General features: G+C 65.5%; 15 protein-coding genes. 10 read left to right on the forward strand and 5 right to left on the reverse strand.

Annotation, left to right across the window (positions count from 1 at the left end; all coding sequences use genetic code 11):
- Positions 1-14: 14 nt before the first annotated feature.
- Positions 15-1,076, reverse strand: coding sequence for a dihydrodipicolinate reductase (locus IBJ82_RS01830; RefSeq protein WP_194824209.1), 1,062 nt, complete (start codon positions 1,074-1,076; stop codon positions 15-17).
- 1,051 nt (positions 1,077-2,127) lie between these two features.
- Here IBJ82_RS01830 and IBJ82_RS01835 point away from each other — a divergent pair.
- Both IBJ82_RS01835 and IBJ82_RS01840 read left to right on the forward strand, forming a co-directional pair.
- Complete coding sequence (locus tag IBJ82_RS01835; RefSeq protein ID WP_194824210.1) at positions 2,128-2,358, forward strand: hypothetical protein; 231 nt, start codon at positions 2,128-2,130, stop codon at positions 2,356-2,358.
- Positions 2,359-2,771: 413 nt separating this feature from the next.
- Positions 2,772-3,155: a hypothetical protein gene (locus IBJ82_RS01840; RefSeq protein ID WP_194824211.1), complete on the forward strand. Its 384-nt coding sequence runs from the start codon at positions 2,772-2,774 to the stop codon at positions 3,153-3,155.
- Between the two features lie 42 nt (positions 3,156-3,197).
- On the opposite strand, the gene IBJ82_RS01845 is transcribed toward IBJ82_RS01840, so the two are convergent.
- Positions 3,198-3,455 (reverse strand): hypothetical protein, encoded by a 258-nt coding sequence (locus IBJ82_RS01845; protein WP_194824212.1) that lies wholly within the window; start codon positions 3,453-3,455, stop codon positions 3,198-3,200.
- 690 nt (positions 3,456-4,145) lie between these two features.
- Here IBJ82_RS01845 and IBJ82_RS01850 point away from each other — a divergent pair.
- Positions 4,146-5,198 carry a hypothetical protein gene (locus tag IBJ82_RS01850; RefSeq protein ID WP_194824213.1) on the forward strand — a complete coding sequence of 351 codons (1,053 nt, stop codon included), beginning with the start codon at positions 4,146-4,148 and terminating at the stop codon, positions 5,196-5,198.
- Positions 5,199-5,326: 128 nt separating this feature from the next.
- Here the strand turns inward: IBJ82_RS01850 and IBJ82_RS01855 are convergent, their stop codons facing one another.
- A complete protein-coding gene (locus tag IBJ82_RS01855; protein ID WP_370585107.1) occupies positions 5,327-5,677 on the reverse strand; it encodes an HNH endonuclease in 351 nt (116 codons plus the stop codon).
- A 118-nt stretch (positions 5,678-5,795) separates the two neighbouring features.
- Between IBJ82_RS01855 and IBJ82_RS01860 the strand changes: the two genes are divergently transcribed.
- The 3 genes from IBJ82_RS01860 to IBJ82_RS01870 all read left to right on the forward strand — a co-directional run bounded on the left by IBJ82_RS01860 (position 5,796) and on the right by IBJ82_RS01870 (position 7,679).
- Entirely contained in the window at positions 5,796-6,155 is a 360-nt protein-coding gene (locus IBJ82_RS01860; RefSeq protein ID WP_194824215.1) for a VOC family protein, read from the forward strand.
- A gap of 99 nt (positions 6,156-6,254) precedes the next feature.
- The gene (locus tag IBJ82_RS01865; RefSeq protein WP_194824216.1) at positions 6,255-6,830 is read left to right on the forward strand and encodes a hypothetical protein; all 576 of its coding nucleotides are present in this window, start codon (positions 6,255-6,257) and stop codon (positions 6,828-6,830) included.
- A 162-nt stretch (positions 6,831-6,992) separates the two neighbouring features.
- Positions 6,993-7,679 carry an AIM24 family protein gene (locus IBJ82_RS01870; RefSeq protein ID WP_194824217.1) on the forward strand — a complete coding sequence of 229 codons (687 nt, stop codon included), beginning with the start codon at positions 6,993-6,995 and terminating at the stop codon, positions 7,677-7,679.
- A gap of 127 nt (positions 7,680-7,806) precedes the next feature.
- Here IBJ82_RS01870 and IBJ82_RS01875 read toward each other — a convergent pair whose 3' ends face one another.
- Positions 7,807-8,943, reverse strand: coding sequence for a protein kinase family protein (locus tag IBJ82_RS01875; protein WP_370585108.1), 1,137 nt, complete (start codon positions 8,941-8,943; stop codon positions 7,807-7,809).
- A gap of 220 nt (positions 8,944-9,163) precedes the next feature.
- Between IBJ82_RS01875 and IBJ82_RS01880 the strand changes: the two genes are divergently transcribed.
- Positions 9,164-9,772, forward strand: coding sequence for a DUF4126 domain-containing protein (locus tag IBJ82_RS01880; RefSeq protein WP_194824218.1), 609 nt, complete (start codon positions 9,164-9,166; stop codon positions 9,770-9,772).
- Between the two features lie 24 nt (positions 9,773-9,796).
- Here the strand turns inward: IBJ82_RS01880 and IBJ82_RS01885 are convergent, their stop codons facing one another.
- Positions 9,797-10,807 (reverse strand): LLM class flavin-dependent oxidoreductase, encoded by a 1,011-nt coding sequence (locus IBJ82_RS01885; protein WP_194824219.1) that lies wholly within the window; start codon positions 10,805-10,807, stop codon positions 9,797-9,799.
- 111 nt (positions 10,808-10,918) lie between these two features.
- On the opposite strand from IBJ82_RS01885, the gene IBJ82_RS01890 reads away from it, so the two are divergent.
- The 3 genes from IBJ82_RS01890 to IBJ82_RS01900 all read left to right on the forward strand — a co-directional run bounded on the left by IBJ82_RS01890 (position 10,919) and on the right by IBJ82_RS01900 (position 14,057).
- A complete protein-coding gene (locus tag IBJ82_RS01890; RefSeq protein ID WP_194824220.1) occupies positions 10,919-11,395 on the forward strand; it encodes a MarR family winged helix-turn-helix transcriptional regulator in 477 nt (158 codons plus the stop codon).
- A gap of 71 nt (positions 11,396-11,466) precedes the next feature.
- Complete coding sequence (locus IBJ82_RS01895; RefSeq protein ID WP_194824221.1) at positions 11,467-12,897, forward strand: DHA2 family efflux MFS transporter permease subunit; 1,431 nt, start codon at positions 11,467-11,469, stop codon at positions 12,895-12,897.
- An 80-nt stretch (positions 12,898-12,977) separates the two neighbouring features.
- Positions 12,978-14,057 carry a class 1 fructose-bisphosphatase gene (locus IBJ82_RS01900; RefSeq protein WP_194824222.1) on the forward strand — a complete coding sequence of 360 codons (1,080 nt, stop codon included), beginning with the start codon at positions 12,978-12,980 and terminating at the stop codon, positions 14,055-14,057.
- Positions 14,058-14,067: the final 10 nt, after the last annotated feature.

Consider the following 14,067-nt stretch of genomic DNA (forward strand, 5'->3'; position numbering starts at 1 on the left):
CATGATCGAGGGCTTCAGACCGGCCGGACGACGCCGCGCGGCAGGATCAGCGGCAGATCGGTGTAGGTGAGTATGCCCGGTGCGGCGGCAACCACGGCCGGGATCGCGTGCACGGGGGGCATGGCGGTCATGATGTGTCCGAGCACCATGAAGTCCGCGATGGTTTCGGCCTGGAAGTCCGGCGGCGGGAGGAAACCGACGGTCATGTTCACCGTGGGTCGTCCGTCGATCGTGATCTTCCAGCCGTCCCCGTCCAGCTTCCAGTCCGGATCCAGGGTCTGCCCCTTACGCCAGCGGACATTGATGTCGATGACCGTCCGGTCCCCGATCAGGCCCTGCCAGCTCGCGTGCACACCGGCGACGCAGCCCTTCCTGATCGTCCAGGACCCGAGGTCCAGATCCGCTGTGGTCTGGGCATATTCGGCCACGCACCGGACCTCGTCGAGTTCGAGCCCGAGGGCATCGGCCACCAAACGGACGGCTTCGGCGAAGATGGCCGTGCCCTGCGCGGCCATGCCCGCCAGCTTCGGGTCATCGATCGGCGTGCCGAAGCCCACCGGTCGCTCGGTGGCCGGAGAGTCATAGAAGGTGGTGTCGGCCGACTCGGAGATGGTGACCTTGTCGACGCGGTCGCAGGCATTGCCCGCCACGATGGCAAGCAGCTGGGCGAAGCCGGGGCTCACCCCGGAACCGAAGATGCTCGATCCGCCATGACGGCAAGCCTGTTCGATCTCCGCGCGATCGACGCCGAGATTGTGGCCGGTGATGAAAGATGCCGTGGTCACGATGTTCACGCCCGCGGACAGGATGCGGACCACCTCGTCGACGTCGAACCACATCGGGTTGTAGACCACGCAATCAGGTTTCAGCGCCAGTAGCGCGTCGGCGTCATCGGTGGCCAGGATGCCGATCGGGTCGCCGCCGAGCAGCTCGCCGACGTCGCTCCCGATCTTGCTTCCCGCCCAGGCGAAACAGCCCACCAGTTCGAACTCGGGATGCGCGGCGAGCGCCCGGGCGGAACTCTTCCCGACGTTTCCGGTCGTCCACTGGACAACCCGGTACTTGGTCGATGACATCGGAACCTCATTCAGTGTTCAGCGTGCGTGTTGTCCGGGCCCGGCCGATTGCCGCGCACCGGACTGCGAGGTAGGACGAATATCGTTCTACCCCTTCATGTGTCGCTGCTTGTGGAGCCCATACTCGCACTCCGCGCACCCACCGTGCGCGCTTTCAAGAAACTTTTTTCCCGAACAGAGAATAATATGGTGAGGTCACCACAGCCGCCCCACGGCATGGTGCGGCAGCCCGCTGTCGATCAAGTGGGGCGGTCGCCGACATCCCCGCCATCGTCACCGAACTGCCTGTGGGCGCGGGCAGCGACACCGGATCGGGTCTGCGCAGCCCTGGTCTTGCCGTGCACGGCGCGGGGGAGTAGTTGTATGTCGTTGCGGCCCTTGGCTTCTGTGTAGATGAAACGTGCCGTTCGATCAGCTCGCTTGCGTACCGTATGACCCGTGCGGAAAGGAATAGCACCCGCCGATCGGCGGGCTTCTCCTCTACCATGAATGGGTGTGGTTCAAGATTGCATTCACGTCGGTGCTGTTGCTGGCGGCCCTGTTATGGGGAGTGACATGGTGGTTGGAGCATCCGGAAGTATTGGAATCCTGCGTCCAGGTGCCGTGCCCGCCGGATGTGTTCACGAAACCCACGACCACACCGCCGGCGCCGGGCGAACCGTACGCGATGACTTCGAGCGCCTATATGTGCTGTGCGTGAAGGCAAAAGCCCCACCAGTGCGGAAGCTATTCTTTTGTCTCGGACGCGGTCACCTGACACTAGACCGGCGGCCGGAGGAGAATCAGAGGAGCGTGGGGCCGTTGTCCTCACCGGGCGGCACGAAAAGCCATGCCGCATATCGAGCGTTCAATCGTCAGTCTTCGCCGGGACACGGCGGAGGCGACGATGTCAGTTTTCCGGCGGAGTGAGCCTCGGCCAGTCGCGCGACCCATTCCGGCGGCGCCGGCCGACCAACGCACTGATCTGCCGATGACCGAGCAATTCGAGTTCTGGGTTTCATCAATCCGCTGCGATCATGAACGGTGAGGCACCGAGGAGGCAGGAGTCGGGATGGCCAAGCTCGAGCGCGAGCAACTCATTGAACTAGTCGCGCGCATCGCAAGCGCCGAAGGTAGCGACGAGGAGCTGAGTGAATGGCTTACTCAGCTACAAGATTCAGTGGCGGACCCAAACATCTCCGACCATATTTTCTGGGACTTCTCCGACCCTCCGCTGACTCCTGAGCAGATCGTGGACAAGGCACTGGCCTACCGGCCGATCGTGCTGGGCGGACCGGATTAGCTGACGTACGCAATGCACTGTCATGCCGCTGGGCGCGCGGTCACGAACGTCCGCACTGTCGATTTGAAGTTGTTCCTGTCGCGAAGGCTGAGGATCATGAGGCCATGCTTCAGCTAGAGGAGGAACCACAGGTAGGCGTGGCGGAGATCGTTACCCCGGTCGGAGCCGTCGTCTTCACGACCCGACTCGGGCCAACGGTGGCTGGGGGCAGGACCTCTGCATGGCAACTGCCCTCGGGAGCCACCGTTTACAGATGGAATCAGCAGAATGCGACTGTCGACCTTATTGTCGGCCGGGTCCTCCGCCGACGGCATTTCGCCGATCGTGCAGTGGCAGCTCTCTGGGCAGTCGTATGGCAGATTCACGCAACCGCGACCACTCCCGAACTCGAGCTACGTGCTCAGATAACGGGGATGCCCGCCGACGCGGATGTCGCGCCGGACTGTGGTGAGCACCTCGCTGCGCTCACAGTCGATTCACCGACTACCACGCTGTCGATGGGCGGGCCGGACCTCGACTTGCTGTACGCCCATGCTCGAATCGGACGGCACCTGCCGCAGCGATGGACACAGCATTTGGCGCCTACCTGGGCGCACAACACCACGCCGTTCTCGGTAGGCATCAGCGATCCAGGGCAGCTGACATGGCGACTCCCCGGCCTCGAATCCGGTGAATCCCTTGAGCTTTGCGCAGCCATTGCGTGGAGGCCGACCAGCGGAGGCGTCGACAACATCGACACCTGGTTGCTGGTGGACTATCCGATCGACGAAGCTCTTGAACGACTGCTGGTGCCTTAGGGCAGTTTCGGCGAGCGTGGACGCTGAACAGCAGACGCCGTCTCAGAACGTGCGTCGCGCCACAATTTCCAGCCCGTTGACGAAGGTGCCGAAATCGGGTCGGTACGTGTCCCGATCGGCGGCAGGGGCCTGGGCGGACATTATGATCGGGTAACTCATTTCGCCTACATCGTAGGAAAATCCGAGGAAGTCCTTGTAAAGGTCTCCATTCGAGATGGGGGAAATCCCGGTGGTCCTGTGGGCATCCAGACCGCACACCGAGGTCGTCTCGGATACCAACTCTCGCCATCCGTCGTCCATATGGACACCCATGGAGAATGAGGTCCCGTGGGCGGGGAGTACGCGAAGGGTCACAGTCGCATTGCCCTTACCTAGGCCGATACGTAACACCGAATCGCCACCTTCTGCCGGCGTCTGGTGCCAGGCCGACCCTTCACTGAGAGGAGGTGAAGCAAGGTTCCAGCGGGACGCACGGGTTGGTCCAGGAGCCGGTCATCCCGAGTAGCCATTGCAGGTTCCGCTTCGCGATCTCAGGCGACGCTGAGCCGGAATCGAGGGAACCGGTCTCTGCGACCGCGTGGCCGACGCCTGCGGAAAGGACCGCGGCCGTGACTGCTCCGATCACAGCAAGCTGGACAGTACGGCGCATGGGGACCTCCGAGGTATCGACTTGCGGCACGATCCGGTGACCACGCGCGCTCCTGTGTTTCAGTCGCCTGCAAAATTAGTTACGCAGAGGCCATTGCGCGAAGACCCCAATCTCGTTGGCACCCTTACCGGTGTCGACCGAACGCACGCCTTTGCCGCCTATCGCGTCGTCGCGAACGTCCGCATCTGTCGACTGCCGTGCCTCGCCCGAATTCAGGTCGGCCAGGAAGTACCTGAGTATCACCACCGCTCTCGCGCCCGGAGTGGCGGCGTGCGATCGGCAAGTCCGCAGGGCAGACTTGCGCGGTCCAGAGCTTCATCGCCCCCGACACCGAGGCAACGATGACACCGATTCCGGCTGGTATCTCGCTCGACGCGCTGTCCGAACTCCCTCAGTACCCCACCGGGACGTCGTTCGGTCCCGACATCGACGCTGTCCATGAGGTTCTGCTGTCCGATGCCGGTGTGGACACGAAACGCGAGGCGTTCCTCGCTTGGGTCGCACGACACCAGCCGTGCATCTTCGGCCGGATGGCTACGAAGTCCGGCACACCCGCCCACGGGTTGGCGATGAATCTGTGCTGGATCGATGAGGAGGTGCTCGCGGCCGGACCGCACGCGGTCGCCGCCGCGATCGCCGCGGGCCGACGGAACTGGAAGGAACGCGCCGCACGCGGGGAAAGTAGTGCCTTCCTCGTAATTTTCAACAGCCGTCGCTTCGCCCATGCCCGACCCGGCCCCGAATTCGCCCGGCTGTGTACCGAACTGGCCTCCCTGTATCTCACCGAACTGGCGCCTATTCGCCCCGACGTGATCTACACCGAGGCCCTCCCGCTGCGCGGGCGTGACGGTGTCCTGCGGCTGTTCAAAGGCAGTGTGCAGCTATTCCACACCGGTGCCCACCTGCGCCGACATCACGACCGCCGAATACCGGGCGGGGTGATGATCTCGGTGAACGGACCCGGGCACTACGCCAATTCCCTTGTCACCCAGGGCTTGTGCGCGGACCTGGCCGAATCCGCTCCGGTCGTCCGCCGCCTGGCCGCTCGCTCGATCGGCGCCGGCGGACTCGGCGACGACCGCGCACTGAGTACCACCTGGCATCGCGACTCCCGACCAGCCGAGCGTGACACCGCACGGTGGTTCTCCGCGGCCTACCACCTCGACGTCCTTGTCGAATCCGACGTAGTAACCGACCCCCGTCTGCGCACCGGCCCCTGCCCAGCCCACCAGCAATGGTCCTGGCTACATCTGGACTACATCGACGACCACGAGACCACTCCGACGGACCGCACCCACGGATGGTTCCACGGGACTCCCATTCACGCACGCGACCTACACCACAACCCTTGGCCCCCAGTCGTTCCCGTCGACGCGCCGGACTTCAACTACTGACCTCGCCACTGCCGCGAACTCGATTCCAGCCCCGACTATCCACACATGTCGCGAACCTGGCATCCACCAGGCGCGAAAGTCAAAGGCCCGACATGGTCTCGGGCCGTGGTGCCGCGTGGCGCGCGCGATTAGGCGAACCGGGAAGTGAGCTCGGTCGCGATCTCGTAGTGGCGCACGAGGAACGAGCGTTCGTCGAGCTTCTTGCGCCGCAGCCAGCTGGTCACCTCGGCGTTGCACTTGCTGGCGTTGCACGACCCACACGCGGGTACGACGTTGCCGAGGGTGTAGCGGCCGCCACGCGAGATGGCCTGCACGCAGTCCTTCTGTAGCGAGGTGGCGGGGGAGCGGCAGTACGCGCACCCGCCCCAGGACGCCTTGAGTGCCTCCCACTGCGCATCGGTGAGGTCGTGGATGACCTGCGCCATCCGCTTCTTGCGCTTGCGCGCAGCGCGAACCTGTTTGCTACCGCCAGTTGGCACGAAGGGTGACATTACGCGTTCGCGATGGCCAAAGTGATCACCCTGGGCAAACAAAACGTCTGGATTCCCGAGCCGAGGTCAGCGATGAATTTGCCGCTATCAGGTAGTCCATAGAGGTATGGACATCAACTCCTTGTTCTTCGGCCTGGCCGTGACCGATTTCGCGGCCGCAGACAGCTGGTACGGCCGCTTGTTCGGACGTGCGGCCGACTTCGTGGTGGTGCCGGGAGTCGAGGCGATGTGGCAGCTGAGCGACATGGCCTTCGTCTACATCGTGGTCGATCCCGAGCATGCTGGTCAGGCTCTGGTGAACATCGCCGTGTCCGACCTGAACGGCGTGATTGCCGAAATCGCTTCGCGAGATCTCGATCCCGGACCGTTCATCCTCGTCGGGCCCGGCGGCGCGGCAGGCCGGAAAGCACCGTTCACCGATCCGGACGGCAACTCGATCTACATCATCGAAATTGCAGCCCCCTGAGTCGAGCCGCGGCGCAAGAAGACAAATTGCACGCCGCATACCGAACCTCGCGGTCACCGTGGTGTGCCGGTACGAGCGGTAGCTTTGATCGTGTTTACGGTGACGATGAACGACCGAGCGGCGAAACTGCTCGGTCTGCGAGACGGCTTCGGCGGCCTGGATCCAGAAGAAGGCCTGGCGTCCGGCTTGCGTCGATGGGTGGACGGCGGGATCGGATGCCGCGGCGAGGTGGTGTGCTGGGCCCCGGTTCCTGCACACGCTGATGACGCACCAGGGCGTCACTTCGACCTCACCGGGTGGGAGTGCTTCCATACTGTCTTCCACCTGGAAGATCGTGTGCCCGTGGCGAGTACGTATGCCGAGGGGCCGATTATAGGTGTCGACGCGCAGCGGACCCTGCTTCGACAAGGGGTCGCACTGGCTCGGGAGGTCGGGCGGCTGGCCGGTGAATTGAGTACGCCGATTCCGCTGCGATGCATCGTCGCGACCAACGAAACCAACGGCACGTTCAGATTTCATCGGATCCGGACCGATGAAAGCTGGCTATCCGATGACCTCGACAGTTACGACCGAGACTATGTAGTGGTCATCGACTTCCTGCCCGGCCCCTCGACAGGTTCCCCACACTGGTCGAACCGGCCATCCGGCAGGTCCGAAATCAACGGCCCGACTTGATTGCTCGTTTGGAGAGGCCGATTGTCAACTTGTGGTCACCGATCCGGAGGGTCGGTATCGTGGGAGCGCTCGGCAGTAGAGGCGGATCGGATCCGACGACCGAGCACAAGTCCCGGGGTCCGAACAGGCTTCGCCCGCAATCGTTCAGGAGCACCGACCCGCATGCGTAGCGATATCTTCCACGCGAACAATACGGCCCAGCAGGCCACCCAGCTCGGCCTCACGCTGCAGCACTCGAAGTCTGTGAAGGCGTGCGTCAACGGCGAGGTGTATGCCCGCCAAGGCGCCATGATCGGCTACCGCGGGCAGTTCGCGTTCGAGGTCAAGAGCCAGGGTCTGGGCAACCTGGTCAAGCGGTTCGCAACGGGCGAGGGGGTGCCGTTGATGAGTTGCCGCGGGCAGGGCGAGGTCTGGTTCGCCCACCATGCCTCGGATTGCTTTCTGATCGACCTCGATCCCGGGGATTCGCTCTCGATCAACGGCAAACACATCCTCGTCTACGAGCCCACTCTCGGCTACGACATCCAGATGGTTTCCGGTGCCGGTGCCGGTGCTTTCGTCGGCGGCGGTTTGTTCAACTGTGTGTTCCAGGGGCAGGGTCGGCTGGCGATCACGAGCCACGGTCAGCCGATCGTCGTCCCCGTCAGCCACCAGCAGCCGGTGTTCGCCGATTCCGATGCCCTGATCGGCTGGTCCTCGGGCCTGCAGACCTCCATCGTGCGCACCCAGAGTTTCGGATCGATGCTGCGCGGCGGCTCCGGTGAGGTAGCGCAGGTGCGATTCCTCGGCGAGGGGTTCGTCATTCTCCAACCCTCGGAATTCAACTTCGGGCCGACAAGCTCGAAGTAGCCACACTGTGCTGGGCAGACGGCGACTGCGAGGGGGCGGAGGCACGCTCTTGCTCCTTACGTTCACAACACTGAGCCGCAGCACAGCGTATGCGGTATCCCGCCTAGCCCATCCCCTTCCAGGTTCGTCACGTCGGCTGAACGAACACAGAGGCCTGGTCGTCCAGCAGGCGGCGGATCTCCCCGTCCGGATATGGGGTGCTCCGGCTCGCCTGCTGGAACTTACGCATGAACGCGGACATCGCCGCGGCGACCGGCGCCTGCCGGGTGAGGAGCGCGGCGGCTCCCTCGGGGATGCCCTCCGGCGGCTTGCACTCGGCGATGGCGCGCACCATCGCGGCGCGTGTCTGCCGGTCTTCCCGCCGGAGCCCGTACAGGGCGGTGAGCAGCCAGTTCACCAGGTAGGTGGGAGTGAAACCGCGGTCATAGCTCTGGTTCTGGTCGAAGAACGCGGCTTCCTGCGGTGAGAGGTCGAACCCGGAGGAGAGCGCGAGGCCGTAGTCGGCGAAGTAGAGGCGTCGACCGTCGGTCAGGATGTTCTGGAAGTGCGCGTCGAGGTGCAGGAGCCCACGGCTGTTCATGAACGCGGTGCCCGCGGCCAGCTCCCGCTCCACCATGGCGCAGGCCTGGTCGGTGGCCTCATCGCCCGCCTCGACCTGTGCGTTCAGCCAGTCGTGCAGGGTGTTCGGGATGTACTCCAGGAACAGCGCGATGCTCGCCGAAGAGTCACGCAGGGCCTCGATCCGGCGGCGTACCTGGGGTCGGCCGTCCCAGTAGGCGACGGCGCGATCGATGTCGGCGAGCTCGGTCGGCAGCGGCGTCGTGTCCGGCAGCACCCGCCAGTGGTACATCAGCGGGAAGCCCTCGTGTTCGGCGGCGAGCACCCAATTCGTCGTCATGGTGTGCACGGCGAGCTCGCGCCAGGCTCCGAAGCCCGCTACTCCGATGAGGCCGACGCCGTAGTGGTAGAACAGCGGCACATCGAACAGGTTCGCCGTGGACCGGACGTGTTCCGGCTGCCGCTCCAGGTCGGAGAGGGGCACTCGCTTCACGAAAACCGGAGTTCCGGCGATCTCCATCAGCGTTGATTTCCCGCCGATACCGGAACCGATCGGCACGGCCGCATCCACGAGCCCGCGCAACGCATGATCGCTGTGCAGTGCCAGGGCGGTGGAGACGGCGCCGTAGACGTGCAGGCGCTTCGGGAGCGACATGTCGCGCGTCGCCGCCGCGTCGCGGGACATCGCCTCTCTGCCGCGCAGCACCACGATCCCCTCCCCGTCGCACTCGCGATTCCGTCGCAATCAACAGTCACTCTATCGCGATCTTCGACCTGCCAAATATCCGGAAATGCCGCTGGGCGGGCCGGTATGCCGAGCTCATGCGGTGGCGATGGACCCGGGGCACCGCCCAGCACGACAGCCCCGCCGTGATCGCGGTATGCGGTTGACGGGTTGTGTCGGTGGACGGGCTTACGCTGGGCTTGTGTCGGTACTCCCTCTGATCTTCACCGCGGGCTGGGCCAGCGGGATCAACGCGTATGCGGTGGTGTTTCTGCTGGGGCTGTTCGGGCGGATCGGGTGGGCCGGTGACGTGCCGCCGGGGCTGCAGCGCACCGATGTGCTCGTTGCCGCCGGTGCGCTGTTCGTGATCGAGGCGGTGGCGGACAAGATTCCGTACCTCGACTCGTTCTGGGATGCGGTGCATACCGTGGTCCGGCCTGCTTCGGGCGCGATCGTCTCGGCCCTGATTGCGGGACAGGACGATTCGCTACCCACGATGTTCGCCGCGGCGGTCGGTGGTACCACCGCCTTGCTCAGTCACATCGTCAAAGCGGGCACCCGGATGGCGATCAACACCTCCCCGGAACCGGTGACCAATGTCGTGATGAGCACCGCCGAAGACGTCACGGTCGGCGGCGTCATCACCCTGGCGGTGTTCTTCCCGGTGCTGGCCGCGGTGATCGCGGCTGTGCTGCTGGTGATCGGATTATCGGTGGTCTACTTGTGCGCCAGCCGAATCCGCCGCTACCTCCGACGCAGACGAGAACGTCGCGCCGCGCGGATCACCGGCGTCGACTCGGCCCTCGAATAGCGCCGCCCGGCGCTGGATCGACACTCACCGCACCTGCGGCGCTACTTTCGTGCCGAGCAGGTCGATGCTGTGCAGCACCTGCTCGGGCGGCAGCGTGCCCACGCTGGTGTGCAGCATGAAGCGATCGAGGCCGAGGGTGTCGCGGACCTCGGCGATCTTGCTCGCCACATAGTCGGGGGTGCCGACGAACAGCGAACCGTTCTGCGAGCGCAGGGCGTCGAACTGCGCCCGCGTCATCGGACCCCAGCCGCGCTCGCGGCCGATGGTCGACATGGCCAGTGCGTAGGGCTCGTAGAACTGCGCAACGGCCTGCGCGTCGGTATCGGCGACATAGCCGTGCGCGTGCACCGCCACCGGTTGCCTCTCGTGTCCGCCCTCGGCGAGCGCGCGGTGATACAGCTCGACCAGCGGCTTGAACCGTGCGGGCTCACCGCCGATGATCGCGATGGCGAGGGGCAGGCCGAGCAGCCCGGCGCGAATCACCGACTCGGGACTGCCGCCGACCGCGATCCACACCGGCAGGGGGCGATCGTCGGTGCGCGGATACACCGTCGCGTCGTGCAGCGGCGCCCGGAATCGGCCCGTCCAGGTGACGGGGCCTTCCTCGCGCACGCGCAGCAGCAGGGCCAGCTTCTCCTCGAACAGCGCGTCGTAGTCGGCCAGGTCGTATCCGAACAACGGGAACGACTCCGTGAAGGACCCGCGCCCCGCCATCAGCTCCGCGCGCCCGTTCGACAGCCCGTCCAGTGTCGCGAAGTCCTGGTACACGCGCACCGGGTCATCGGAGCTGAGGACGGTGACGGCGCTGGTCAACTGGATGCGCTCGGTCCGGGCGGCAGCGGCGGCCAAGACGACAGCGGGGGAGGACGCGGCGAAATCCCGGCGATGATGCTCGCCCACGCCGTACACATCGAGTCCGGCGCCCTCGGTCGCGACAGCCTCGTCGACCACCTGACGCAGCCGCTCGGCGGCGGTCGGCGCAGGCCGGTCGCCGGTGGGGTACAGCTCGGCGAAGGTGGTGAGCCCCAGTTCCATGTGAACCTCTCTTCGGGATGCGGTCCTCTTCTAAACGGACCGCAGTCCGATAACATTCCCCCGGGTTATGGATGAATGCGGATTATCTATGACGAAACTATAGTGGGCGGTATGACTGCCCTGGCGACCACGCGCACCGAACCCGATCTGTCCTTTCTGTTGGACCGCACCAGCCACGTCCTGCGCACGCAGATGGCGGCGGCGCTGGCCGAAATCGGGCTGACGGCCCGCATGCACTGCGTGCTGGTCCACGCGCTGGAAGCCGAACGCACGCAGGCTCAGCTCGCCGAGCTCGGCGACATGGACAAGACGACCATGGTGGTCACCGTCGACGCGCTGGAGAAGGCGGGTCTGGCCGAACGTAAACCGTCGAGCACCGACCGTCGCGCTCGCATCATCTCCGTGACGCCCGTGGGCGCGGAGCTCGCCGCGCGCAGCACCGAAATCGTCGACGGCGTCCACCAGGGCGCGCTCGGTTCGCTACCGAAGGCTGAGCGCGAATCTCTGGTGCGGGCGCTGAATCACCTGGTGGAGGGGCATTTGTCGGCGGTGGTCGAGGCTGCTCCCGCGCGCCGAGCCAGACAATAGTCCGTTATAGATTGTCTATTACGAAACTATCTAGTACGGTCTCTCTTGTTCGCTTCTAGCAGGAGATGCCCATGACAAAGTCCCAGCGCACCGCCCTCGCGGTGCTGTCGGCCGCGATGCTGATGACCATCCTCGACGGCAGCATCGTCACCGTCGCCATGCCGGCGATCCAGGAGGACCTCGGCTTTTCGCCCGCTGGTCTGAGCTGGACCGTGAACGCCTACCTGATCGCCTTCGGCGGTCTGCTCCTGCTGGCCGGGCGCCTCGGTGACCTGATCGGCCGCAAGACGATGTTCGTCACCGGCACTGTCGTTTTCACCGCCGCGTCGGTGCTGGCGGGCGTGGCGACCACCCCCGCCGTGCTGATCGCGGCCCGATTCCTGCAGGGCGTCGGCAGCGCGATCGCCGCCTCGGTGGTGCTCGGCATCCTGGTGACGATCTTCACCGAGCCACGCCAACGGGCAACGGCCATCGGTGTTTTCAGCTTCACCGGCGCGGCGGGCGCCTCGATCGGCCAGGTGCTCGGTGGTGTGCTCACCGATGCGCTGAACTGGCACTGGATCTTCCTGATCAATGTGCCGATCGGCGCGCTGACGGTGCTGGTGGCGGTCAAGGCACTGCCCACCGACCGTGGTCTCGGCTGGTCCGCCGGTGCCGATGTGCTCGGCGCCGCTCTGGTCACTGCCGGTCTGATGCTCGGCATCTACACCGTCGTCGAGGTCGAACGCTACGGCTGGGTCTCGACACACACCCTCGGCCTCGGCGCGCTGGCCGCCGCATTGCTCGTCGCCTTCGTCGTCCGTCAGGCCACCGCGGTCAACCCGCTGCTGCCGCTGCGAATCTTCCGCTCCCGCACGGTCTCCGGCGCCAATGTGGTCCAGATGCTCACCCTGGCCGCCATGTTCGCCTTCCAGATCATCGTCGCGCTCTACCTGCAGAAGGTGTTGGGCTACAACGCCTTGCAGACCGGCCTCGCCATGCTGCCCGCCGCCGTCGCCATCGGCGGGGTGTCACTGTTCGCCTCTGCCCGCCTGATCACCCGCTTCGGCGAGCGGACCGTGCTCATCGCCGGTCTGGTGCTGCTGCTGGCCGGGATGTCGTGGCTGACGCGGCTGCCCGTCGACGCTGGTTACCTCACCGACGTGCTGCCGGTGATGGTGGCCGTCTCCGGTGGCGGGCTGGTGCTGCCCGCACTCACCGCGCTGGGCATGTCGGGCGCCGAAGCCGACGACGCGGGCCTGGCCTCGGGGCTGTTCAACACCACGCAGCAGGTCGGCATGGCGATCGGTGTCGCGGTTCTGTCCACCCTGGCCGCCGCGCGGACCGGCACCGAACTGGTGGCCGGCGCCTCCGACGCCGTGGCCATGACCAGCGGTTACCGGCTGGCGTTCACGGTCGCGGCCGGTCTACTCGCCGCAGCGCTTGTCATCAGCGCCACCGTCCTGCGCAAGCGGGACAGCGCCGAAGCGAAGCCGGTCGCCGAGGCCGTGCCTGCCTTCTGAGGTGACGAATCGCCGGGAACCACCCCTGCGGTTCACCCCCCGGGTGGATGTCCACCCGGGGGGTTCGGTGGTGTCCTCGAATGATGCTGACCGATCGCACGACGTTGACCCAATTCCTCATCGAAGAGCGCCGCCGCCATCCTGGTTCCAGCGGTGAACTCAATTCCCTGATCCTCGACGTCGCACTGGCCTGCAAAGCGATCTCCAAGCGCATCGCCTCGGGTGCGCTCACCGGTGTCCTCGGCGGCGCCGGAGTGGTGAACGTGCAGGGTGAGCAGCAGCAGAAGCTCGACGTGGTCGCCAACGACCTCTTCCTGCACGCATGCGAGTGGGGCGGCCACCTGGCCGGCATGGTGTCGGAGGAACTCGACGACCCCTACCCGATCCCACCCGACTATCCGCGCGGCAAATACCTGCTCGCCTTCGATCCACTCGACGGCTCGTCCAATATCGACGTGAATGTCGCGGTGGGCAGCATCTTTTCGATCCTGCGCGCACCGACCCCCGGCGTGGACGCGACGAGGCAGGACTTCCTGCAGCCCGGCACCGAGCAGGTCGCCGCGGGCTATGCGATCTACGGTCCCGCGACGCAACTCGTGCTCACCGTCGGCACCGGTGTGCACGCCTTCACCCTCGATCCCGAGCTGGGCGAGTTCTTCCTGACCGGACTGAATCTGCGCCTGTCGGAGTCCACGTCGGAGTACGCGGTCAACAGTTCCAACCGCCGCTTCTGGGAACCGGCCGTGCGCCGCTACATCGATGAATGCCTGGCGGGCGCGACGGGCCCGCGCGAGAAGGACTTCAACATGCGCTGGGTGGCGTCGCTGGTGGTCGAAACCCACCGCATCCTGACCCGCGGCGGCGTGTTCCTGTACCCGCGCGACTCGAAGGACCCGTCCAAAGAGGGCAGGTTGCGCCTGCTCTACGAGGCCAATCCGATCGCCTTCCTGATCGAGCAGGCAGGGGGTCTCGCCTCGACCGGTCGTGACCGGATCCTCGAGGTCACCCCCACCGAGCTGCACCAGCGGATCGCCTTCATTTTCGGTTCCCGCGACGAGGTAGCCCGCATCGTGAGTTACCACGCCGAAGCGGCCGAGGAGCCCGACGGCCAGTGGAGCCCGCTGTTCGGTCTACGCGGTCTCTACCGTTCCACCACCTGAGGAGGAGATT

The organism is Nocardia sp. XZ_19_231 (genome assembly GCF_015355705.1).
GTDB lineage: Bacteria > Actinomycetota > Actinomycetes > Mycobacteriales > Mycobacteriaceae > Nocardia > Nocardia salmonicida.

What these genes read in the sequence shown, in the direction of transcription:
- IBJ82_RS01890 (WP_194824220.1), top strand. Translation starts at nt 10,919, where the DNA reads ATGACTGCCCTGGCGACCACGCGCACCGAACCCGATCTGTCCTTTCTG.
- IBJ82_RS01900 (WP_194824222.1), top strand. Translation starts at nt 12,978, where the DNA reads ATGATGCTGACCGATCGCACGACGTTGACCCAATTCCTCATCGAAGAG.
- IBJ82_RS01830 (WP_194824209.1), bottom strand. Translation starts at nt 1,076, where the DNA reads ATGTCATCGACCAAGTACCGGGTTGTCCAGTGGACGACCGGAAACGTC.
- IBJ82_RS01850 (WP_194824213.1), top strand. Translation starts at nt 4,146, where the DNA reads ATGACACCGATTCCGGCTGGTATCTCGCTCGACGCGCTGTCCGAACTC.
- IBJ82_RS01835 (WP_194824210.1), top strand. Translation starts at nt 2,128, where the DNA reads ATGGCCAAGCTCGAGCGCGAGCAACTCATTGAACTAGTCGCGCGCATC.
- IBJ82_RS01840 (WP_194824211.1), top strand. Translation starts at nt 2,772, where the DNA reads ATGCCCGCCGACGCGGATGTCGCGCCGGACTGTGGTGAGCACCTCGCT.
- IBJ82_RS01845 (WP_194824212.1), bottom strand. Translation starts at nt 3,455, where the DNA reads ATGGACGACGGATGGCGAGAGTTGGTATCCGAGACGACCTCGGTGTGC.
- IBJ82_RS01860 (WP_194824215.1), top strand. Translation starts at nt 5,796, where the DNA reads ATGGACATCAACTCCTTGTTCTTCGGCCTGGCCGTGACCGATTTCGCG.
- IBJ82_RS01895 (WP_194824221.1), top strand. Translation starts at nt 11,467, where the DNA reads ATGACAAAGTCCCAGCGCACCGCCCTCGCGGTGCTGTCGGCCGCGATG.
- IBJ82_RS01870 (WP_194824217.1), top strand. Translation starts at nt 6,993, where the DNA reads ATGCGTAGCGATATCTTCCACGCGAACAATACGGCCCAGCAGGCCACC.
- IBJ82_RS01885 (WP_194824219.1), bottom strand. Translation starts at nt 10,807, where the DNA reads ATGGAACTGGGGCTCACCACCTTCGCCGAGCTGTACCCCACCGGCGAC.